General features: G+C 44.8%; 18 protein-coding genes. 1 reads left to right on the top strand and 17 read right to left on the bottom strand.

Annotated features, from left to right (window positions below; genetic code table 11):
* Positions 1 to 163 precede the first annotated feature (163 nt).
* The 5 genes from BQ7400_RS08485 to BQ7400_RS08465 form a co-directional block, all read right to left on the bottom strand.
* Positions 164 to 592 carry a hypothetical protein gene (locus BQ7400_RS08485; protein ID WP_072470156.1) on the bottom strand — a complete coding sequence of 143 codons (429 nt, stop codon included), beginning with the start codon at positions 590 to 592 and terminating at the stop codon, positions 164 to 166.
* Positions 585 to 1,034: a MarR family winged helix-turn-helix transcriptional regulator gene (locus BQ7400_RS08480; protein ID WP_072470155.1), complete on the bottom strand. Its 450-nt coding sequence runs from the start codon at positions 1,032 to 1,034 to the stop codon at positions 585 to 587. Before BQ7400_RS08480 ends, BQ7400_RS08485 begins: the two co-directional genes overlap by 8 nt.
* Positions 1,035 to 1,171: 137 nt before the next feature.
* Positions 1,172 to 1,444, bottom strand: a complete 273-nt coding sequence (locus BQ7400_RS08475; RefSeq protein WP_072470154.1) for a DUF1294 domain-containing protein — start codon at positions 1,442 to 1,444, stop codon at positions 1,172 to 1,174.
* On the bottom strand, positions 1,444 to 1,644 hold the full coding sequence (locus BQ7400_RS08470; RefSeq protein WP_072470153.1) for a hypothetical protein: 201 nt from the start codon (positions 1,642 to 1,644) through the stop codon (positions 1,444 to 1,446). The genes BQ7400_RS08475 and BQ7400_RS08470 overlap by 1 nt, the downstream gene beginning before the upstream one ends.
* A 197-nt stretch (positions 1,645 to 1,841) precedes the next feature.
* Complete coding sequence (locus tag BQ7400_RS08465) at positions 1,842 to 2,162, bottom strand: hypothetical protein (protein ID WP_144019931.1); 321 nt, start codon at positions 2,160 to 2,162, stop codon at positions 1,842 to 1,844.
* Positions 2,163 to 2,628: 466 nt separating this feature from the next.
* Between BQ7400_RS08465 and BQ7400_RS08460 the strand changes: the two genes are divergently transcribed.
* On the top strand, positions 2,629 to 7,413 hold the full coding sequence (locus BQ7400_RS08460; RefSeq protein ID WP_072470151.1) for a Cna B-type domain-containing protein: 4,785 nt from the start codon (positions 2,629 to 2,631) through the stop codon (positions 7,411 to 7,413).
* 195 nt (positions 7,414 to 7,608) lie between these two features.
* Here BQ7400_RS08460 and BQ7400_RS08455 read toward each other — a convergent pair whose 3' ends face one another.
* The 12 genes from BQ7400_RS08455 to BQ7400_RS08405 form a co-directional block, all read right to left on the bottom strand.
* Positions 7,609 to 7,881 carry a DUF1294 domain-containing protein gene (locus BQ7400_RS08455; protein ID WP_072470150.1) on the bottom strand — a complete coding sequence of 91 codons (273 nt, stop codon included), beginning with the start codon at positions 7,879 to 7,881 and terminating at the stop codon, positions 7,609 to 7,611.
* A complete protein-coding gene (locus BQ7400_RS08450; RefSeq protein ID WP_072470149.1) occupies positions 7,881 to 10,085 on the bottom strand; it encodes an AAA family ATPase in 2,205 nt (734 codons plus the stop codon). Before BQ7400_RS08450 ends, BQ7400_RS08455 begins: the two co-directional genes overlap by 1 nt.
* Before the next feature lie 11 nt (positions 10,086 to 10,096).
* Positions 10,097 to 11,302 carry a hypothetical protein gene (locus BQ7400_RS08445; protein WP_072470148.1) on the bottom strand — a complete coding sequence of 402 codons (1,206 nt, stop codon included), beginning with the start codon at positions 11,300 to 11,302 and terminating at the stop codon, positions 10,097 to 10,099.
* A 19-nt stretch (positions 11,303 to 11,321) separates the two neighbouring features.
* Entirely contained in the window at positions 11,322 to 12,830 is a 1,509-nt protein-coding gene (locus BQ7400_RS08440) for an Hsp70 family protein (protein WP_072470147.1), read from the bottom strand.
* A 133-nt stretch (positions 12,831 to 12,963) separates the two neighbouring features.
* Positions 12,964 to 13,779 (bottom strand): hypothetical protein, encoded by an 816-nt coding sequence (locus BQ7400_RS08435; RefSeq protein ID WP_072470146.1) that lies wholly within the window; start codon positions 13,777 to 13,779, stop codon positions 12,964 to 12,966.
* Between the two features lie 206 nt (positions 13,780 to 13,985).
* Positions 13,986 to 14,606 carry a class I SAM-dependent methyltransferase gene (locus BQ7400_RS08430; RefSeq protein ID WP_072470145.1) on the bottom strand — a complete coding sequence of 207 codons (621 nt, stop codon included), beginning with the start codon at positions 14,604 to 14,606 and terminating at the stop codon, positions 13,986 to 13,988.
* Positions 14,607 to 14,669: 63 nt separating this feature from the next.
* Positions 14,670 to 15,716 carry a 5-methylcytosine-specific restriction endonuclease system specificity protein McrC gene (gene mcrC, locus BQ7400_RS08425; protein ID WP_072470144.1) on the bottom strand — a complete coding sequence of 349 codons (1,047 nt, stop codon included), beginning with the start codon at positions 15,714 to 15,716 and terminating at the stop codon, positions 14,670 to 14,672.
* The gene (locus BQ7400_RS08420; protein WP_072470143.1) at positions 15,713 to 18,214 is read right to left on the bottom strand and encodes an AAA family ATPase; all 2,502 of its coding nucleotides are present in this window, start codon (positions 18,212 to 18,214) and stop codon (positions 15,713 to 15,715) included. Before BQ7400_RS08420 ends, mcrC begins: the two co-directional genes overlap by 4 nt.
* Before the next feature lie 102 nt (positions 18,215 to 18,316).
* Positions 18,317 to 19,084: an SRA domain-containing endonuclease gene (locus BQ7400_RS10865; RefSeq protein WP_072470142.1), complete on the bottom strand. Its 768-nt coding sequence runs from the start codon at positions 19,082 to 19,084 to the stop codon at positions 18,317 to 18,319.
* 143 nt (positions 19,085 to 19,227) lie between these two features.
* Entirely contained in the window at positions 19,228 to 20,271 is a 1,044-nt protein-coding gene (locus BQ7400_RS08410; RefSeq protein ID WP_072470141.1) for a Fic family protein, read from the bottom strand.
* A 399-nt stretch (positions 20,272 to 20,670) separates the two neighbouring features.
* Positions 20,671 to 20,811, bottom strand: coding sequence for a hypothetical protein (locus tag BQ7400_RS10650; protein ID WP_180371970.1), 141 nt, complete (start codon positions 20,809 to 20,811; stop codon positions 20,671 to 20,673).
* A 131-nt stretch (positions 20,812 to 20,942) separates the two neighbouring features.
* A complete protein-coding gene (locus BQ7400_RS08405; RefSeq protein WP_072470140.1) occupies positions 20,943 to 21,635 on the bottom strand; it encodes an MgtC/SapB family protein in 693 nt (230 codons plus the stop codon).
* Between the last annotated feature and the right edge of the window lie 19 nt (positions 21,636 to 21,654).

Genomic DNA, 21,654 nt, shown 5'->3' with positions numbered 1-21,654 from the left:
AATTTACAAGGTTTTCCGTGAATTTACAATTTTTTGAGCCCTGTTTAGGTCTTTGGGACAAGTATTTTTTTAATTTCTTCCTGGTCGGGTCTTCTTATCCTTAACTATCCTTTCAGGCCAAGAAAAAAAGCCCCTAGGGGCTTTGTCTTAATCGCTTTTCAGCTTAGGCTTCTTCTTGCCGGGTCTGGCCGGATTGGATGTAATTTTGGATAAAGACCAGGCCGGCCAGGGCCAGGGCCGATCCCAGGCCGGTGTAGAAAAAGGCAATAAAGCCTTGGGGCAGGACTCCCAGGCCTCTGAGGCCTAGGCCCCCTCCCATCATACAGGCCATGATGAGGTAGGATTTTTGGTCAAAAAAGTGCCAAAAGGGGCGGTCTTCCCCGTAGCCTAAGATTCTTCGGATGTGTTTGCAGGTCATCTTGTAAAAAATCCGGCTAAAGATGACAAAAACCAGGATGGACAGGGGGTAGAGGAAGCTTTTGGCCTCCAGGCCCTGGTAGGATAGGATGCCAATCCTAGCCACGTTAAAGCCGGCCACGAACCAGACCAGGCCTGCAATGATTAAAAGACTTCTGGCTTTTACTTTAAACATCTTGCTTCCCCCTTTTTTCATCCTGCAAATGTCTTTGGGCATTGGCGCAAACCTTGCTAAAGACCTCTTGGAAGCTTTTTATCTCTTCCGGGGTCAGGCCCTCCAGGAGGCTGGCCATGAATTGCCTTTGGACTTGCAGCCCCTCCCGGACCAGGTCCCGGGCTGGAGCCAGGAGGAAGATTTCAACGGTCTTTTTGTTGCCGGGCCTTGGTTTTTTCTCAATAAAGCCTTGGGCCTCCAGGGCCTTTAAGGAAGTGGACACATGGGACTTGGTGGACCTCCGGAGGCGGACAATGTCTGCCGCTGTCTTGTATTGGGGGTTGTTGTAGAGAAACATGAGGTTGTCGTAGTCCATCTGTCTCAAGTGGTATTTTTCCCAAACGGCCTTGGTCAAGGATTCGTAGTAGGCCATGACGGGTTTGTGTTGGTCCCAAAAGTGCATTTTTTGCCTCCTTTTTGTTCTATTTAGAACTATTTTACTGCCGGCTTTTTCTCCTGTCAATGTCTTTTGGGTAAAAAATAAGGCAAGGGCCGGTGTATCTTTCCGGCTCCCTGCCTTGTTTATGATTTTGTCCCGGCCTAGTCCAAGAGAAGAGAGGCCAGGACGCAGCCAATGAGGTTGGCGATATAGAAATAGGACTTGCGGGTTTTATGCCGGAAGAGGAACATGCCGATAAAGCCTCCCAGGCCACCACCCAGGGCCCCCATGAGAAGGAGGGTCTTTTCCGAAATCCTCCAACCATGGACAGAGGCCTTGAGTTTGTCGTAGCCATAGAGGGCAAAGAGTAGGATATTGAGGCCCAAAAGGATGTTTTGGATCCCATAGTTGATGAGAAAGAAAAGTTTATCCATTAGCAGCCTCCCAGGGTCTTGAGGACATCTTCCTTGCTAATGGCAAAGATGTCGTCGGGTCTGGTTTGGACCACTCTGGAAGCCTGGGTGCTGGTGAGTCTTTCAAAAAAGGCCCGTGCTTCCCTGTCCGTGATTTCGGCTGTAGAAAGCCCTTTTTCAATTTTCTCTTGTTCTATCTTCTTAAAATCCTTTAATTCCATTTTTCCTCCCTTATCTTCTCCTAGCGGACTAGGTCCCTAGACCATGGCAAACCAAAGTTTCTTTATTATTTAAAATTTTGATTTAAATATTCTTATTTATCCTATACCCAACCTTGGTTAAACTATACAAGTCCCCTTAAATTTTAAAATCCGGTCTAGGTTTTTCATAAGGGAGTCCTTCTTCCAGGCCTTTAAGCTCAGCCCTTCTTTCCCTTGTTGGTCAAAACCCACAGGGCCTGGATGACCACCACGGCTCCATAAATCACAAAAACCAGGGACCTGGATGTAAAGGGCTTAAAATACTCTCCCATGTCTCCCAACTGGGAAAGCCTTAGGGCCACAAGGGAGGACAGGCAGCCTAGGCCGGTCCCTAGAAAGACCAGGGGGATGGCTTCCATCTTGATGGATGCCCAGGTGAAGAAGCCAAGGACTACCACCATAAGACCATAGAGTCCCATGGTCCTCAGGTTTCCATCTCCGTAAATCGCGAAAAAGCCAAAGGGAATGGCCATAGACATAGGAAAGAACAAGGGTCAGGGCCGGCATGAGAAGGAGTAAAACAAGTATGCCACTTCCTGTGTCCCTGATCAGGACGGGTAACAGATAAAAATTTATAAGAAGGCCAGCATAGAGAATGGCCTTTTTTCGATTACTTTCCATTCCTTCCACCTCCTTGAGTATCTTGTCTGTTTCTCTTGTTCATGGGCAATTGATTGCTTTTATTCTACTATTTTTCTCGGCTTTTATAAACTGTTCAGCAGAGGATCCATGAGGTCTCCAGGTGCATAGTCCTCTGTTTTTTAAGCTTATCTAAGAATTTTCTTTTGAACCATCTATATAAACTCCTAATCTATATAAACTTTCTATAAAACTAGTAAATTACAATTATTTGGTGTATACTAGATTAAAATTATATTTTTAAATAAATTAAGTTTTTATTCTTAAAAGTATACATTTTTACTTTAATTTAGAAAGGAGTCGATAATGAACCATAAAAACACATTATTTGTCCTGCTTTTACTGACCCTTATCTTTGGCTTGTTCTCAGCTAGGTCCGATGTTTATGCGAAAGAAGCTTCGGCACAAACTGAAACAAAGACAGAGATGAGCAAAGAAAAAGCAGACAGGCCAGCTGCAGCGAGTACTTCCCAGGAAAGCTCCAAAATTTCAGAAGGAAAACCTGTTGAGGAAAAGCAAACCCCTTCCAAAGTTCAGGAGGCTCAGCCTGCAAGTGCCCCTCTAACAGAGGCCCCCAAGGAAGACTTGGCAACAGAGCCCCAAGCTCCCCAAGATTCTAAGAATCAACCAGTGGAAGCTTCTCCAGCCCAAGCACTTCCTAAAAACCCAAAGGATGAGGCCAATCCTGAGGACGCTTCTAGCAAGCCCGAAGCCCAAGATCCGGCCAAAGATTCTGGAAAGCTTGAGGCTTCAGAAGAAAAAGTAGAAGAAAATAAGGCCTTGGATGCCGGTAAAGATGCTGAAAAGGCGAACTCCTCCTTGGATGAAGAATCCAAAAAGTCTGAGGTCTTAAAAGAAGGAGACCGCTTAGAAGTTGAATCCCTGGCAAAAGAACCGATGGCCCTTGGTGCCGGAGCAGGGAATTCTCAAAAAACGATTGAAGTTAAAAGTTTTGAAGAGTTAAAAAAGGCTATTGCAGATGCCGGTAATGAAAAAACCACCATTAAAATTATGGAGAGTTTTACATTAACGGAAGCCTTAACCATTGGCAAGGACCAAGATATTATATTAACGGCCGATAATAAGCGAAAAGAAGACGCTTGGAAGCCCATCGACCAGCCGGCCGATCATGCCGACCAAGGCGAAGCCAAGCAACGAGAGGTCATCGAAGAAGGCAGACGCCGCGGCGAAGAGGCATTGAAAAAATCCGATCTTAAAGAGAATCCGCTCCCTTCCGAAGATAAAAATGACACCATCATAAAAAGAGCGGAGGACTTTGTCAATGACACGCTGTTTTACGTCTTCGGCAAGCTGACCCTCGGCACGGAAGATTCTGCCGTCTATATTGACGGCAACGGGGACGTGGCACGAACCGCCTTTGATAACAAGGGCGCCGTCATCGATGTGAACGGCGAGCTCGTGATGAAAAATGCCGTCATTATGAATTCCTATAACAGACACGGCTACACCGGCCCCATTCGCGTCAACTCCGGCGGAAAATTTACCATGGAAGGGGGACGGATTTCTAAGAATACGTCCTTCGAACAAATCGATCAAGACTATACTCGCCCCTATGCGGCCGGCGCCGTTTTCGTCCAACCGGGTGGCACATTCACCATGACCAACGGCCTCATCGACAACAATCACGGCGGCCTGACAGGCGGCGTCTTCGCCGGAAGCCTTTGGGGATCCAATGGAAAGCCTGCTGAAGTTATAATTAAAGGCGGCATCATCGCCAACAATCTTTCCGCCACCCGCTTCCAAATGGGCGGTGGGCTCAACGGCTTCCCCGCATCGAAGATCACCATCACCGACGGCATTATTGCCGGGAACAAATCCTTTAACACCGGCGGTGGCATCGGGATCTCTTCCCAATATATCGGCAGCCCGAGCAATATCTTGGGGGCGGAAAAAGCGACCGTAAACACCAACTACGAGAATTTCATAAAAACAAACAAGGCTGAAGCAATAATTGATGGTGGCTTGATCTACAAAAACAGAGCCCTTTCATCCGGCGGCGGCATTTATGTGGACTCCAATGACGTCAAGTTTGGCAAGACCATGATTTTGGACAACAAGGCCGGCCAATTCGGCGGAGGTGTTTACATTTCCTTTCCACCCATTACGCAAAAGCTGGAAGACATTCTGATTACGGAAAACAAAGCAAAAGGCGGAGTGACATCCAGTATTCTCGGTGGCAGCAATGGCGGTGGCCTTTGGAACTGCCCCACAGGCTTTGTCCACATTGGCGACGGCCACAGCGTCTATGTCTACAACAATGATTCTGGAAGCTATGGAAAAGATATTACTTTTTCCGAAAAAACATGGTATTTCCTACTAAACAAGACGAATCTTGAAGGCGAATTTTATTCCCACATCTCTCCGGTGACAAAAGACAAGAACATCATTAAGTTCATGGAAGACGGCCCAAGTAAAGATAAGGGCGTGGACATTCCCGAGCGCCTCTCCTACCATAGACTGGTCACTCACTTGAAGGCCATTTATAGTGAAGCGCTTATAAAAGAAGCTTGGAAAAACGCCAAGACCTTTGTCTTGGGCAATATCGCCAACAACGGCGGTGGCGTCGGTTCCAATGCCAATATCACCACGCCGAAGGACGAAGGCGATTACGCCATCGAGATCAATAAAAAATGGAACGAACGAATCGATAAAAAGGACATCCCGAAAGAGATCAAGGCGGATCTCTTCATCGTCCCTCTGGATAAAGACGAAAAATACGTCAAGGCCAATTACGGCAAGGACAATTCTCTTTTCAAATACGGCGAAATCACCCTGAGTGAAAAAAACAATTGGCACAGCCGGTTTGACACCAATTACTTTAACGGGGCCAATAAAGAGGAAATTCTGAAGAAGCTTGGAATCAAAGATTTTTCCGACATCGGTTTGCCCGACAGCGCTTATCAAATGGACAAGGGCCTTCCCTTTACGGCAAAGGAATTGGAAGAAAAAGGCTATAAGTACTTGGTCGTCGAACAAGGGGACGACTTCATCGTAAAGTATGAAGAAGAAAAACCGATTGAAGAGAAAGCTATCCCGGCCGGCGTACTGGAAATCACCAGAAAATACAATCAAACGTATGACAAAGCTTTTGATAGGCAAGATAAAGATCTGTACTTCTATCTCTATGATGCGGAGAAACAAGTTTTGACACGCATCGGCAAAACAACTGTCCATGAAGATGAGAATGCACCGGGAACAGGCAAGACAACTTTTTCCCATCCATTGCTACTCAAAAAAGTTTCAGAAACTAAATATTATGGTGAAGATCGTAAATTTACGGAGTATGAAGGATGGCAGCATATTAAAGGCTATCACAATAAAAATCGCGGCTATGCCTTTGTCTTAACGGAAAATAAAGATGGCACATTAACGCTAGAAGTTCCCTACTTGTGGACCTATGGTTATTATGGTGATGGCTTCTCCGCTCTTCAGTTAGATACGCAAGCAGACTACAAACCGGAGCCGAAGACCCACAGCTTTACCCTGACCAACTATCCCTATTCAAAATTAGACGTTAAGAAAAGTTGGACAAACATTAAAGAAGAAGACCGACCCGACGCCATCGACCTCTACCTTCTCTTGGACGGCAAGCGCATTGTGGAGGGATACGACGACAAGGGCCATCCCATTTACAAAAAGCTCACCCTTACGGCAAAAGACAACTGGGAAGGCAGCTTTGAGAAATTAGATCCCAAGGCATTGTCCGCCGGCAAATACACCCTTGAGGAAGACTCGGACATCTTTGCACCGGAATTTATTAAGAAAGAGGATAAATTCAAGATTCGTATCGGCTATGCGTATGATTATCGCGAAGAAGGCATGGCTGAAAACGAATCAGCCTCGACAGGGGGACACTTTAAAGGCTATGTTTACAAAAATGCGGACGGGACCTATCGAGGCGTCAAACTGAATCTCTATCTCGACGGCGAAAAGGTGGACACCCAAGAATTTACCTTCACGGCGCAATATGATGAGTCTTTGGGTAGGACGTTCACAAATATGAAAGATTACGTCGTGTTTAAGGAGTTTCCACTCAAAACCTACGGTCAGTCCATTCCGGTGAAATACTACGACGTCATCACCAATGAAACGAATATGGACGAGTACAACTTCTATCTCAGGAAAGATGAAAGCGGAGACTACGCTCTCTATCTTCCGAGACTGGTCATCAACGGCGTTCCCTATGCCGATTTGTTTATCGCTAAAAAAGTAGAGCCCACACCTTACGGTTACCACGAGACGACGACGTTCATCGATCCCTATTGTGAAGATGGAAAATATCAAATCAAGGTGGAAAACCACTACGGCCCCACCCACGAGATCGAGATTCTGAAAAAATGGATTGCAGGAAGCAATCAAATTCCCAATGAAATTACTGTCATTTTAACGGACGCAGATGGGAAGACCCAAGAAATTAAAATCACTAAGGAAGAAGATTGGAAGAAGGTCCTGGAAAATCTAAAAGGGACTCTTCGCTACAAGGGCTATTCCATTAAAGAAGTGGAAATTCCAGGCTTTACCGGTGACATTAAGACGGAAAAATCCGGCTTAAAGGTAACCGGCAAGGACAAGGATGGCAAGGAAATGACCCTGAACTATATGACTTCTGAACTTAAAAAGGTCTTAGAAAAGGGAAATTACCGGTATGAAGTCTTTACACTTTCTGACGAAGATAAGGATCTAGAATTTAATTTAGACAATATCAAGGCCTTTATCAAAATCGAAAAGCAAAAAGACGGTCGGTATATTATTAAATATGCCAAGGACATCAAGTTAACAGAAATTTTAACTGTCCATGTGAAGAATACTTCTAAACCACCGACACCGCCACCAGAAACACCACCTGGAACCCCTCCAGAAACACCTCCGGAAGTTCCACCGGTTCCGCCGGAAACACCACCGGAAGTCCCGGAAGAACCTCCAGTCATTCCAGTCGTGCCTCCGAAAAAGCCAAGTCCACCTCGTGGAGGAGCACCCCAGACCTATGACCCAGGCATAGGAATTTACCTAGCCCTGGCCAGTATGTCCAGCTTCGGCTTCTATGTGGTTCGAAAGAAAAAAGAAGATTAGTGGAAAGTAAAACAACCTGCTAGGGATGAGAGTTCATCCTCAGCAGGTGTTTTTTTGCAAAAAAACCACCGGCGTATGCACTGACCTCCAAAAGTTGGACCAAAAAATCCAACCTTTGGGGGTCAGTTCATACCCAGGGCTTTTCAATCTTATATTTTTATCTTTTTTCGAAAATTCTTGTAAGCTATTCAAGTCCTAGTCCAAGAGAATAGAGGCCAGGACGCAGCCAATGAGGTTAGCGATATAGAAATAGGACTTCCGAGTCTTGTGACGGAAGATGAACATACCGATAAAGCCTCCCAGTCCGCCACCCAGGGCCCCCATGAGAAGGAGGGTCTTTTCCGAAATCCTCCAGCCATGGACAGAGGCCTTGAGTTTATCGTAGCCATAGAGGGCAAAGAGCAAGATATTTAGGCCCAAAAGGATGTTTTGGATCCCATAGTTGATGAGAAAGAAAAGTTTGTCCATTAGCGGCCTCCCAGGGTCTTGAGGACATCTTCTTTGCTAATGGCAAAGATATCGTCGGGTCTGGTTTGGACCACTCTGGAAGCCTGGGTGCTGGTGAGTTTTTCAAAAAAGGCCCGGGCTTCCCGTCCATTTCCAAAGTTTCTGTCCTTGTTTTGGACCAAATCTTCAAAGTAATCCCTAACCAGGTCTTGGGCGTCCTCTTCCAGGTGGTATGAGGCCTTTTTGGCTGTCCCATTAAAGATTTCCACCAGGTCATGGACATTGTAGTCGGGAAATTCGATGATGGTTCCCACCCGGGATTTGAGGCCCGGGTTGAGGTCAAAGAGCCGGCCCATTTCATGGCTATAGCCGGCCAGGATGACGATAAGCTTGTCCCGGTTGTTTTCCATTTCCTGGATCAGGGTGGCCAGGGCTTCCTTGCCGAAGTCATTTGACCCCCCATCGGCCAGGGAATAGGCCTCGTCAATAAAGAGGATGCCCCCATAGGCTGACTTACAAACGTCCAGGGTCTTGGGCGCTGTTTGACCAATATAGGACCCTACCAGGGCAGACCGGTCCGCTTCCACAAACTTGTCCGAAGAGCTAATGCCCAGGTTTTTAAAGATCTTACCCAAAATTCTAGCCACAGTGGTTTTTCCCGTTCCCGGGTTGCCGGTAAAGGCCATGTGGTAGGAAAGGGCCGGAGCTGTCATGCCTTTTTCTTCCAAGAGTTGGTTGAAAAGGGCCCGGTCCTTGATGGCTTGGACCTGGTTTTTCACTGATTCTAGGCCCACCAGGGAGTTAAGCTCTTCCAAGGCAGCCTCGATGTTGTCTGCTTCCAGGGCCTTAAGGTCCAGGCCGAAGTCCCCGGCATCCAGCCTGGTTAATTCTTCCCGGCTGACCTTTTTATTGCCGATTTTCAGGGCCTTTTCCCGGATGGCGGCTTCGATGATGTTTCTGGCCGCCCGACCGTTGGCAAAAAATTCCTGGTCTTTTTCTTGGGAAATTTTTTTCATAAAGGCCTTTTGCCCCTCTTGAGTCAGGACAAATTGATTTTTTTCCGCTGTATAGTTGGCAATTTGCAAAAGCTCCTCATTGCTATAGTCTTCAAAGTCGATTTCGATGTTGATCCTGGACTTGAGGCCGGGATTTTTCTTTAAAAGGTCCCGCATTTCGTCGGTATAGCCCGCCAGGATGACAATAAGCTGGTCTCGCTTGTCTTCCATGGCCTTGACCAGGGTGTCAATGGCTTCGGAGCCAAAGTCTTGGTCACCACCCCTGGCCAGGGAATAGGCCTCGTCAATAAAGAGGACCCCACCCAGGGCTTCTTCAATGGTTTCCTGGGTCTTGGTGGCTGTTTGGCCAATATAGCCCACCACCAGGTCCGACCGGTCCACTTCGACTAAGTGGCCCTTTTCCAGGATGCCCAGGCTCTTGAAAATATCCCCCAAGAGCCGGGCCACAGTGGTTTTTCCCGTTCCCGGGTTTCCATAAAAGGCCATATGGTAGGATTGTTTATTTTCGTTGATGATTCCGGCCTGCTCCCGGTTTTTTTCAAATTGGACCTGGCCGACAATCTTTCGAATTTCTCTTTTAACCCCCTCCAGGCCAATGAGGTCGTCCAGCTTTTTCAGGCTCTCTTCCAGGCCAGCTTCCTTTTCCTGGGACTGGTGGTCTGCCAGTCTGGACTCTTGCAAGAGCCGTTTGGCTTCCTGGGCTTCTTTGGAGTTGGGGCTTTTTAAAAGGATTTTTCTGGATAGCTTTTTAGCCCGGTCCAGGTCTCCCAACCTGGTGTAGTAGGTGATTTTTAAGAGTTCAAAACCCTTGTCGGGATAGGTATCTACCAGGTCTTTTAGGCCTTGGTAGTCCTTTTTTAAGAGGAGGTTCATAAAGTTAATCTTCTTAAATTCCTGGCTGCCAGGATAGAGGTTTTCCACAATTTCTCGGGTGGATTCCAGGGAATCCTCTTTTTGGTCTTGGTAGTAAATCTCTGCCAAGAGGAGGTAGGATCTAGCTGACTTATTTTGTCTTCCTAGGAGGATTTCCAGGGCGTCTTTTTTCCCTCCATATTGGTAAAAGGCCCTGGCCCGGTAGTAGGAAAAGACCTCCAGGGGGCCTTCTTCCTCTTCTTTTTTCTTGATAAAGTTTAAAAAAGAGTCCAGGCTAGTAGATTGGAGCCTTTCTTCCAGGATGGATTCCAGCTTGTCTGTGGCATCAAAATTCATAAGCCTGCCTCCTATGACCGATTCCCAAGTCTTTTGGCATCAAAGTCTGCCCTGGACTGGATGCCCTTGAGGTCGGGATGGGCCTTGTAGAGGTTCTTGCGATTCCTTATATAACCGGGTTTGGCGTCGGTGATGTAGAGGAAGACTCCCAGGATAATGCCTATAAGTAAGGTCTCGCTAAGTGCCCAGGCCAAAAACGCCAGGCCAAAGACCTTGAGCTTGTTGAATTCTTTCTTGGTCTTTAACCTTTGAGCACTCTCAATGTTAGCTGTATCCGTGTCCCTGCTTTCTACTTGCTTGGCCTTGGTCATGTAGTAGATATAGGAATCCGCATCTTCCGGGCTAATGAGTTCACCATAGACTTTAAAGTCTTCAGCTCGTCCCCGGTAGGCCCGGGCCAGGTTGCGTTTGACATTGTAGTAGACATCGGTATAGACACTTGGAGGGTCTCCCAGGGTTTCAAAGGTCATTTCCCTGACTTCGGGGCCTTGCTTGTAGACCTCTTCCAGGCAATTTACGGCATCTTCATAGTTGCCTTGGTCCAGGCTCATAAGCCCCCGATAGAGGAAGGCCGCCTTGGAGCTTTTGTCCTTGATTTGGGGATAAAAGATGTCAAACATCTGCTTTTGCTGGTCCCGTCGGTTCCAATTCCGGTAGTAGTTAAAGAGGTTTAAGGAAGCCAGGATATCCCTGGGGCTGAATTCAAAAACCTTCCGGTAGGCATTTTCCCCCTCCCGGTTAAGGTTGACTTCCACCCCTTGGGGCCCAACCTTGTACATGCTCAGGTATTGGGTTCCCAGGCTTAGCCAGGCAGCTCTAGATCTGGGATTTAAATTGATGGCCTGGGTCAAGAGGTTGACGGCTTGGGCATCGTTGACCCCCTTGAAGCTTTGGGCTTGTCGGATTAGGTTATCCACCATTTGATTGGTATTGGGTTGGGGGTTTACTTGGGGACGGGGCTGGGGAGGTGGAGTCTGTTGCTGGGGCTGGTTGTTTAGGTTCAAGGCTTTTAGGTAGGCGGCCTTGCTGGCTTCGTCTTTAAAATGGTCCAGGGCCTCTGAAATTTCTTTAACCTTGGCTTCCGCCTCGTCTCGAATTTCTTTTTTGGGAGCATTGGCTCGCATGGTCCACTTGCGCAATTCTTTTTTAAAAAAGTCGCTCAGCTCTTGGGCGGATGCATTGGGATTGACTTGGTAGAGTGCAAAGTAGTTTTTCATATCTTCTCCTTTGGGGGAATTAATCGATCTCTAGGTGGGATATGGTATTTTTCTTTTCAAGAATTTCCTGCTTGGTTAGGTTGGAGGGCCTTTCTAGGTCCACAGCCCGCATAAGGGTTCCCGTGGTGACGTCAAAGACATCCACGTGGATGATGCCGTCGGCGTCATAGGAATAGGTAACTTGGACTTCAGCCCTTTCCTGCCTCGGGGATTCCGGCAGCTGGATTGTGGTGTCGGAGATGATGGTGACATAGTTGATGTCTTGGTCCTCTCCTTCACAAATTTTGATGTTGAGAGCCTGTTGGTTTTCATTGAGTAGGTAGAAGGAGTTGGTGGCCTCCGCCGGTAGGGGGGTGTTTTTTTCAATCATGATGGAGTTCATCAAGACATTTTGATCGTTATGGGCGGCAAATCCCAGGGAGTGGGAGTTGACATCGATAATCTTGGTGCCGGTTAAGTTCTGATCTGGTCCACCCTCCCCGGCCAGGATAGAGGCTTGGATGGCAGCCCCAATGGCCACCACTTCATCGGGATTGAGTTCAAAAGAGGGCTTTTTCCCCACCAGGTCTTCCACTTTTTGGCGGACCAGGCTAATCCTGGAGGACCCTCCTACAAAGATGGTCTTGTCGATATCCGTCCAGTCCAGGCCGGCATCTTCCAGGGTAAAGGTCATCATGTCACAAGTCCTTTGGACATCATCGGCAATCATGGAATTAAAGAGGTCCTGGGAAATTTCCAGCCGGTCCCGAACTCCGCCAGCATTGATAATAATATTGGTCTTGGTCTTGTTGGACAGGGCCTTTTTGGCATCCTCCACCCTTTCACGGAGGTCTTCAATGATATAGGGGTCCTCATAGACATCCAGGTCATACTTTTCTTCCAGATAGTCAATGACATAGGACAAAAGAGCATTGTCAAAGTCAAAGCCCCCCAACTGCCTATTGCCATTGGTGGCTAAAACTCGAAGTTCCCCTTCTTCTAGCCGCATTATGACCACATCAAAAGTGCCTCCTCCCAGGTCGTAGATCATAATGGTTTGGTCGCCCGTTTCCTTGCCAACCCCATAGGCCAAGGCCGCCGCTGTGGGCTCGTTGATGATCTTCAAGACCTTGAGCCCGGCAATATTGGCCGCATCTTGGGTGGCCTTTCTCTGAGCATCGTTGAAATAGGCCGGAACCGTAATGACCGCCGCATCCACCTCTTGGCCCAGATAATCCTCTGCGATTTTCTTGAGCTTTTTCAAGATAATGGCCGACAAGTCCTCGGGGGAAAAAATTTGCCCATCCTTTCTGGCATACTTAAAATCCTTGTCTCCCATATGCCTTTTTATATAAGAAACGGTATCTTCCGGATTAATCAGGGCCTCCTCCTTGGCCTGGTTGCCCACAATGACCCGGTCCTCTTCAAAAAAAATCACAGAAGGCGTAGTCCGGCCCCCTTCATCATTGGGGATGATTTGTGGGTTGCCATCTTGGTCAATATATGCCACACATGAATTGGTGGTTCCTAAGTCAATGCCTATTTCCATATCTCAATCTCCTTTTACTCTTATATTTCGTTAAATTAATCATACAATATATCCCGTATTTTTGCCATATTCTTTGAGGTTTTTTCAGCCATAAAATGAGTGCCCCGGCCATTTGAACCCATTCAAGAGGCTTCTATCTACAAATTCTTCCCTCTCCGTCAAAGACATAGAGGTCATCCCGGCCCAAGCTGTCCCGTACACGGTCCGACAGGTCGGCCAGCTGGTCATCAAAGTCCCTGGAAAGAGACCCCCTATAGGAATAGGTCTTACCCAGGCTGTCTGTCAGGCTTATATCCCAAGTGCCAATATCGGTTACTAACAATTTTCCATAGGCCTTGCCGAAATAGGCTCCTAGGGCAGAAAGTAGGCTTTTTGCAGTGGTTTCTTGGATTTTAAACCGGTCTTTCCGCCCTGGTTTATAGACCCCTCCACCCTGGCCAAATGTATAGGCCGAAAAATAAACCCTCCCATCGGAATGGATAAGCAGGGATTGGACTACTTCGTCCTCAGGATCCGGCATGGTCTCAAAGCAAATACTATTGGATACCAGGCGGATTTTTTTCACAGACCCTTGAAAGATAAAGGAATCGCGCCTGGCCAGCAAGGACAAACGGTCCAGGGCCAGGACAAACCACATGCGGTTTTCCTCTTGCAAGATTGACTCCGGTTCATAGGCCCAATGCTGAAAATATCGCCATTGCGAAAAAATACCCGCCCCTAGCAAGGCCAGGTCATCAATCTCTTCCAGGACCTCTTTTAAACCCTCGTAGGCAAAGGCCTCCCGGCCATATTGTCCACAAAATCCTTGGCCACAATCCATTTTAAAGCCCAGGTCTCGCAAGTCATCTCCAAATGAAGAGTCCAGGAGATCTTCCGGCTGGATGTCCGGGTCCAAAAATTTAGACCGCCACTTCACTAGCAGCTTGTTTATTGCTTCAAAATTTTCCATTTTTTACCTCTTGCAGATTCGTCCTTCCCAGGGACCGTCTTGGTGCCGGCCCCAAAATTCCTTTTCAGGACTATTATACCCCTTCTTTCTCCTTATGAGAAATTTTCACTTCCGCCCCTTATATAGGAAAAACGGCCCAGGCAACCTCCTAAGCCGTTTTCTTAACTTTTACCAGCCCCTTGGTCTGGGCCGGACCCTTGTTGATTTTATTTTTTCCCCTGTTTCCGGGCCAAAAAGGCCAATTGCCCCTTTTTGTCCACATGGTATTGGCAGCTAAAGCCAATCTTGGACAGCCGAATCGTCAGGTCTTCTGGCGAATAAACTTCAAACTTTAGCATGTCTACCCATTTTTTGATGTTTTCCTGGTCTGGAGAGGCGGCTTCATTGCAGATGAAAAATTGCCCATCCTCTTTCAAGACCCGGTATATTTCCCGGAAACACTCATCCAAGGGCTTCCAAAAATAGATGGTTTCAAAGGCCGTAACCAGGTCCATGGACCCGTCAGCAAAGGGGATCTTTTTTGCATTGCCCTCCTGAATTTGACAGCGTCCATCCCTTATGGCCTCCTTATTCAGGTTACTTGCCACTTCTACACTGGTTTTAGAATAGTCCAGGCCGTAAACCCGGTCCGTTTTGGACAGGAAGTATTCAATATTGCGTCCACCGCCACAGCCCAGGTCCAGGACCCGGTCCCCGGGGTTGACTTGCAAAAAAGACCTGCCCCAACCGGCCAACTTTTCATGGCCCTTATTCATCCTTTTTAACATCATCCGACCGCCAAAATTGTCTTTTGGCTTGATGACATTTTCAAAAAATCTCTTAAACATCCTAACCTCCAATTGATATATGTTATCATAAATATCATACCACCCTTGTTGCCTGGCTTCAAATTAAATTTTTCTTATACTGGTAAAGTGATCTTGGGCTATCCTATCCAGCTGGTTGGCAATCTCTTCAAAGGATAGATTCAAATCTAAAGTTCTTGCGCTTATTTGGTTCCCATGCATTTGGTAGACGTTGTCGGGTTGTATCAAGGCATCCGTCTTGGCATATAGGAGCATCCCCGAAACTGTGGTCTCCTCATCGCCAAATTGGTATTGGCGATTTTTCACATAGGTAAATATCTGGTAGAGGTTGCTGGAGTGTAGGCTGTGTTTATTGAACTGGGTCTGGGTCGATCTTTCATAGTATTTGGCGTCGATGATGAGCACTGTATTCCCTCTCTCAAGATGGATGTCACTCTGCATGATTGGGAGCATGTGGTCCTCCCCATCATCCAATGCCCAAGGGATCTGTGAGGCCTTAGGAGATAAGTCCGGATAATGTCTTTTATAGTATTCCAATATAAACCGTTCATACAACCTGTACATCCTCTGCTCATCAAGAAAGTCCATGAGCTTACTTGTGCCATTGGCATTTGTATGAAGCAGACCCTTTACGACCAAATAGCATAGGGAAATCAGCATCTGGTAGGTCTGGTTGTTTTGATTGTATTGTAGGTTCCAATTGACCCTATATAGGTTGATGGGCCTTACATTTGCAAAATAAACCATTAACTTGCGGATTTCTTTTTTCCTAGTTTTTGCTATGTCCCCCTTAAGAAGGAGTTGGGCCGTTGACTTGATGATGCGATTCATGGTGTTGTTTTCAGAAAAATCATCGTATGAGCATACCAACTTTTTCCTGAGCATGCTGTTGGTCTTTAGGGTCTGTGTAATGTCGATTTTCCCCCTAACAGAGGAAACTTCTTCTGTTTTCGCTAGGTAGTCTTTTTCAAGTCCCCGTTTCAACTGACTAGCGATACCCTTGGCCAAGATCGCTGCCATCAGATCTGCAGTGTTCTTAAACTCTTCACTGGCGATTTTCTTGTATCCTTGTTGGTTGAGAACTTTAAAGGCATAGGAAAGCATGTAATAGACGTTTTGAACTGGTATCACTTAAGAGCGCTCCTTAAATTGCTGGCCCATGTTTTTACCCTTGTTGGCTCATCAAACCAATACTCTTTCAGAAGTGGGATCAATTCATATTCGACAATGCCAGACAGGACCAGGTCATCCAAGGTAGATGGCGACAAGTTACAAAAGTAGCTATGGCCAATACAGAACCCCTCTCCTAGGGATTCATCTTCAGAAATAACCTCGTTTAAGCTCTCTACACATGCAATGAGTTTATCGAATTTCTCATTTTCTAGGCCAGCTGCGTATTTTTTAAATCCATCCGTTGTAAAGCCCGGCTTGATTTCAAAGAAAGCAAACCTCCTTCTCAAGGCATAGTCCAGCATAGCCAGACTGCGGTCTGCTGTGTTCATCATGCCTATCATATGAACATTCTTGGGAACAGAAAATTTTTCATCGGCATACAAGAGTTGCAAGGGTATCCCCCTCTTGTCATTTTCAATAAGCATAAACAATTCGCCAAATATTTTACTTAAATTGCCCCGGTTAATTTCATCGATGATAAAGAAATAGTCCTTGTCTTCATCAATTTCTGCTTTTTTACAGAAGTTATAAAAGGCCCCTCTTTTCAGCTCAAATCCATTGGTGGAAGGTCTAAATCCCATGATAAAGTCCTCATAGGAATAGCTTTGATGAAACTGGACCATCATAACCCTTTCTACATCTTTCACTCCCATCATAGAAAAGGCTAGCCTCTTAGCCGCAAAGGTCTTGCCCACGCCTGGAGCTCCCTGTAAAACAACATTCTTCTTGATGTGTAAAATGCCAGCTAGTTTGTCATATTCTTCTTCCGACATATAGACCTCTGACAAAAAGTTTTCTTTCGTATAGGTCGGATAAATCTTTTCGACTTCTTCAAGGTCTTCTTCAGATTCATCTTCAAAGATGGCATTGAGTTTTTCCACATAGTCTGTATAGGGGGTGATATCCGTAAGAGTCTTTGTTACTGCCTGTCCGGGATGGGGCCACTCCCCAATGTGGGTCCAATCCACTTGACGAATGTTTTTAAAATCATCTTCTCTACTGGCGTCAAATTCATAGTCGGACATCACCACACCCCGGCCAATCAGCTGGTGCATTCCCTTTTTCACAAAGACAATATCCCCAATTTTCATTTCATTTGCAAATTGCCAGGTTAGGTGGGCTGAGTTTTTATAGGTTAGATTTTCATCAAACATTTCCTTCATTTTGGCCTTCATGGCATCCTTGCTTTCAAACTGAGTGAGGTCCCCTATTTCTCCCCAACCAATGGCCATAATGCCTTCATCATAAAACTCCTCCCACCTGCATGACCCTTTGCCTGGAGCATAGATCCAATAGCGAACAGTGTGAACATCCTGGTCTGCCAAGGCAGTGGACTCATCCGCTCTTTTTTCCAAGTTCGATGACAAGACATTTTTAAATATATCTGAGGCCAATTCCCTTGTCATATTGACCGTCTTTCCTTTTTCCGTTAAGGTCCATACTCCATGAAGGCTACGATCAATATAGCCTGCATTTGCAAGATAATTCCGCGCAAAGGCTACTTCATTTGCAAATTTATTTACCTTGTTTTTCCCTATTTTTTCACTGACTTCTTCAGCTGACAGGCCTTCATTTTCGATGATTTTTTCTCTGGCTTCAGCCGGAGATGCAGATCCACCCAAATCACGAAGGGCCTGAATTAAGGGAGCAAACCAGCGTAAAAATGCAGCCTTAGAGGTTTTCTTACCCTCTTCCACCTTATTTTGTTGGTTTACTTTTTCTGAATGCATCCAGGCTTGAAAGGAAAGTTCTTTAAAGTCCTTTAGGGCGCTTCCTTCACTTTGTAAATAGGACCTTACGGCCTCTGTAATTTTAAAGTATTTGCTAGCAGGAAGCTTGGGCTGAATTTCGGGAAGTGTCTCTACAAAACTATCCGGCAGCTTGCCAGATTCATAGATATACCACCTATTGCGCCTATCTAAATTCAAAAATGTATCTGGCGATATCCAATACAGGGCCATGGTAATTTTACTGTTCCCACTCCCTTTTTTATTCATTACCAGGTCAAAGTAACGGGAAAAAATCTCTCGATTTTGGTCTGTTGAGGCCTCTGCATAGGCCAAGGCGGATGCAAATAAGTCCCACAAGTCGTCAATATCCTCTTGACCTCTTTGGTCTATAAAATAATAGAAGGTCGCATTCTGGGGACTAAGAACTGGAAGACTGTCAAAGGATGTCGGAACCTGTGTTTTGACGTCAAACAAGCTTGCTATTGACTGTATAATCTTAATCCGGTTGTCCTCTGTTATCTTCTTGTTAAAAAGTCCAAATACAGTAAAGGGATCAATGTCCACAAGGTCATTGTCCTTTTCCAAGGTCGGCATATTGATCCCTGTCATGGTATAGATGGTCCTTACCTTTTCTACCAGCTCTCCTCTTTTATTTTTATAAGCCAATAGCTTTACTGCAAATTCCCTATAAAAATCGACCCAGTCAAATTGATTTTGCTCATTCATGTATTTTCCTCCCTATCTTTATAAGACCAAAGTAGCTGTGGGACCCTATGATTTGTCTAGGGCTTTCATAGGCTCCCATCTTTAATCCACCCTATTCCCTTGTCATATCTCCTCTTCGATAAAGTCCAGTAAATTCTTTTCCATGCAAATTTCATAGCCCAGTTTCTTTACTCCTAGTTTATCAAATTGAACCACAATTGAAACCCCTTTAATGGCCATAATCTTCCCCAATCCAAAGACCTTATGTCTTAGCCGCTTTCCCACAAGATCTTCCGGTATAACTATTGGTAGTTTTGGCTCTGGTTTAGACATAACCGGATCAGGATGGTCTAATTTCTTTCTTCCCTTTTTCCTTGCATCCGCCATCACCTTTATATATTCCGCATCAACATTCTTCCCACGTCTTTTGTAGTCGTCCATATCTTCAAATACAAAGATTTCTGGTTTCCTTACATCATTATCCGGCACAGGCCTTATGGGGAAAATCCATACCTTTCGGTCTTTCCCATCTTCGTCCGGCTGTAGGTCTATGTATGGTTTACTCACAAGTCCTATCCTTCCACAATAGATGTATTGACCAGGATCTATCACCTCAAACAGGTGGACATCCACTCCATTACAATCCGACTCAGCCAGGGTCTCATTTTGTGCCCAATGAATATCTTGGTCTCCTGACTTGCCCATACCTGTATAGTGAAGATCTCCGCCAATCCATTTGTCGTGGTAAAGGCCCTTTGTATAGTCAGATACAAGCACAAGGGTATTTGTCGTTTTAGACCGCCGCATGCCCCCCATATTTCCACACTTGAATATTTCTACAATATCCGCATTTTTTATGACTTGTCCTATTTTCAATCCCGGATTAAACAAGCATATACCTCCATTTTCAAAATCGATTCACCACCTATAGCTAGATCTTTCAAAAATCACTTAAATCCCCAACTTTATGGAAAGTTTCAGGATATGGGATCCTTGGAATCAGCAAGGATAAGATTTGAAGTCCTTTAAAACCCTTAAGCCTTTATATATTTTGTTGCCCTTCCCTTGCCTATTTGTTGAATCAAGTCCCCATCTTTTAATTCCTTCAAAGCTCTTTCAATGGTCCGTTGGGAAATATCTGAACACAATAAAATCAAATCGGATTTAGATAGGGGTTCCAAAGAGTTTTCAAACACCTTCATCACTCTTTCTGCAGATGTTAGAGATTTCTCTCCTATCAACTTGAATCTCTCATCACACTCATTATATGCCTTGTAAAGAATAGACAGCATATAGTTTATAAAGGGGAGGTTATCATTTTTCCCCTTGTGCCAATTTTCACTAGAGGCCTCTAGTGCTTCATAGTAAAGATCTTTCGTATTTTCAATGAGCATTTCTAAAGAAATATATTTTCCCACAAAAAACCCATTTTTATAAAGAAGTAGGAGGGTTAGCAGTCTCGACATTCTTCCATTTCCATCGGAAAAGGGATGGATGCACAAGAAATCATGAACAAAAGTCGGAATTAAGAGGAGGGGAGGGATCTTTGCCCTTGCAGCCTCATTATAGGCAACAAGCATCCTATCAATAGAGGCTTCTGTTTCAAAAGCTGATACCGGCTGAAATCTTATTCTTTTTTCACCAAATGAATCCACTTCTATAATACTGTTATCTATGGTTTTAAATTTATCCTTGTGGTTTTCGCCAGAATATGAATAGAGCTTATTATGTAAGGTTAGAACATTATTTTTTGTCAATTCAATGGTCCCATAGTTTTCATGGATAAGGTCCAAAACTTCTCTATAGCCATAAATTTCTTCTTCATTTCTGTCTCTAGGCTGACTTTTTTTATTCATTAATTCTTCTAGCCTGCTATCATTTGTAGAAATCCCTTCTATGGCATTGGATGATTTTGTAGATTGAACTTTTGCCACTTCCACCATCTTATCCAATACATCAGAAAAGTTAGCTACATATAATTCTTGTTTCCCCTTATATTCATAGATCCCGGCTATTAATTCGTAAATCCTTACAGGCAACTTTAAAGCTAATAGGTTTTTATAATTAAAGTCTCTCATACAAGCCTCCTTTCTCGCCATTATAGTATAAATGGCGTAGATAAATCAAGTTTGGCGGGATTTTTCTCGCCATTTTTTGTAGATTTGGCTTTGATACATTTCTTGTGGCGGGATTAAAACATGAAATCTCTATCATCATTATAGCCCACCCATTCGTCTCACATGCTAATGACGACGAAAATGATCTTTAAAATTTCCTTTAGAATGCAAGTCATTTAAGTATTATTTATTCCAAGTAGGACCAGTTCTTCTGCATGGACTAAGACTACAATTAGGATTTGTTCAAATGCCTTGTATATCTAAATGTATCCGTTATTTTAGTTAATTATATCAATATAAAGTCAAGAAAAAACAGCCCCTAGGGACTGTTTATCTAGACAAGCATGTAAATGGAGCAAGTTAAACTGTGCAGTTTCCGCCAACTGTAATCATCCTATCAGATGATTGTTCACAAAGCCCGGCTTGTGCAATTTTGATACCATATAAAACCTGAAGTTCACTCAAAATTCTATTTGTGACTGACTTTTCTTCTCCATTCATACTGGAACATCTTCCCCAACAATGGGTTGATGTTGAGGAAGATACATTGCAGAAGCTTGCTCCAAAAGAATAGATATCCAATCTTCCACTTATATAATCTGGATATGATAATCTTATGGTTTCTGTTCTTCCTAATAATACATTTTTTTGTCCCGATTTTCTTGCTTGGCCAATTTTACTGATTCTAAGTCAAAGTCTGCTTTTAATTTCTTAAAAAATCGACCTATATTATAATTTTTATAAAAAGATAATCTTGCTTCAACCATTGACTTATCATCTATGTCCTCATCAATGATATTTAACCTTCTTACTTCCACACCCTCTTTTGACGTAAGTTCCCGAAAATAATCCTGATCAAAATTGTCAGTGCCAAAGACCATGATATAAGACTTTGTCGTTCTTTTATTGATTCTATCACTAACTCCCTGGAGTGACACTAGGGTTATTAGGCAAATGACCGTTGCTATGATTGCCCCTTCATAGTATCCAATTCCTGTTGCCAGTCCGATGGCTGCAGACAGCCACAAAGTTGCTGCTGTGGTCAGACCTGATACCCCATTCTTTTTTTGAAGTATGGTACCTGCACCTAAAAAGCCAATACCACTGACAACTTGGGCGGCAAGCCTTGTCGTGTCCCAACCTTGATCTCCGGCTAGTTCACTAGCCCCATCTATTCCTATGAGCATAATTAAACATGCCCCCACGCTAACAATGATATGTGTTCTAAAACCAGCTGCCCTATTCTTAGCTTCCCTTTCTATGCCAATAATCGCTCCTAAAAAGGCTGCTAATAATAATCTAGCCAGCACTAAAAATATGTCCATCCTTTCCCTCCTTCTTCCA

It is taken from the genome of Urinicoccus massiliensis (genome assembly GCF_900120405.1).
Taxonomy (GTDB): domain Bacteria; phylum Bacillota; class Clostridia; order Tissierellales; family Peptoniphilaceae; genus Urinicoccus; species Urinicoccus massiliensis.
The sequence above is the reverse complement of the archived record's forward strand: the minus strand, read 5'-3'. Positions and strand labels throughout refer to the sequence as shown.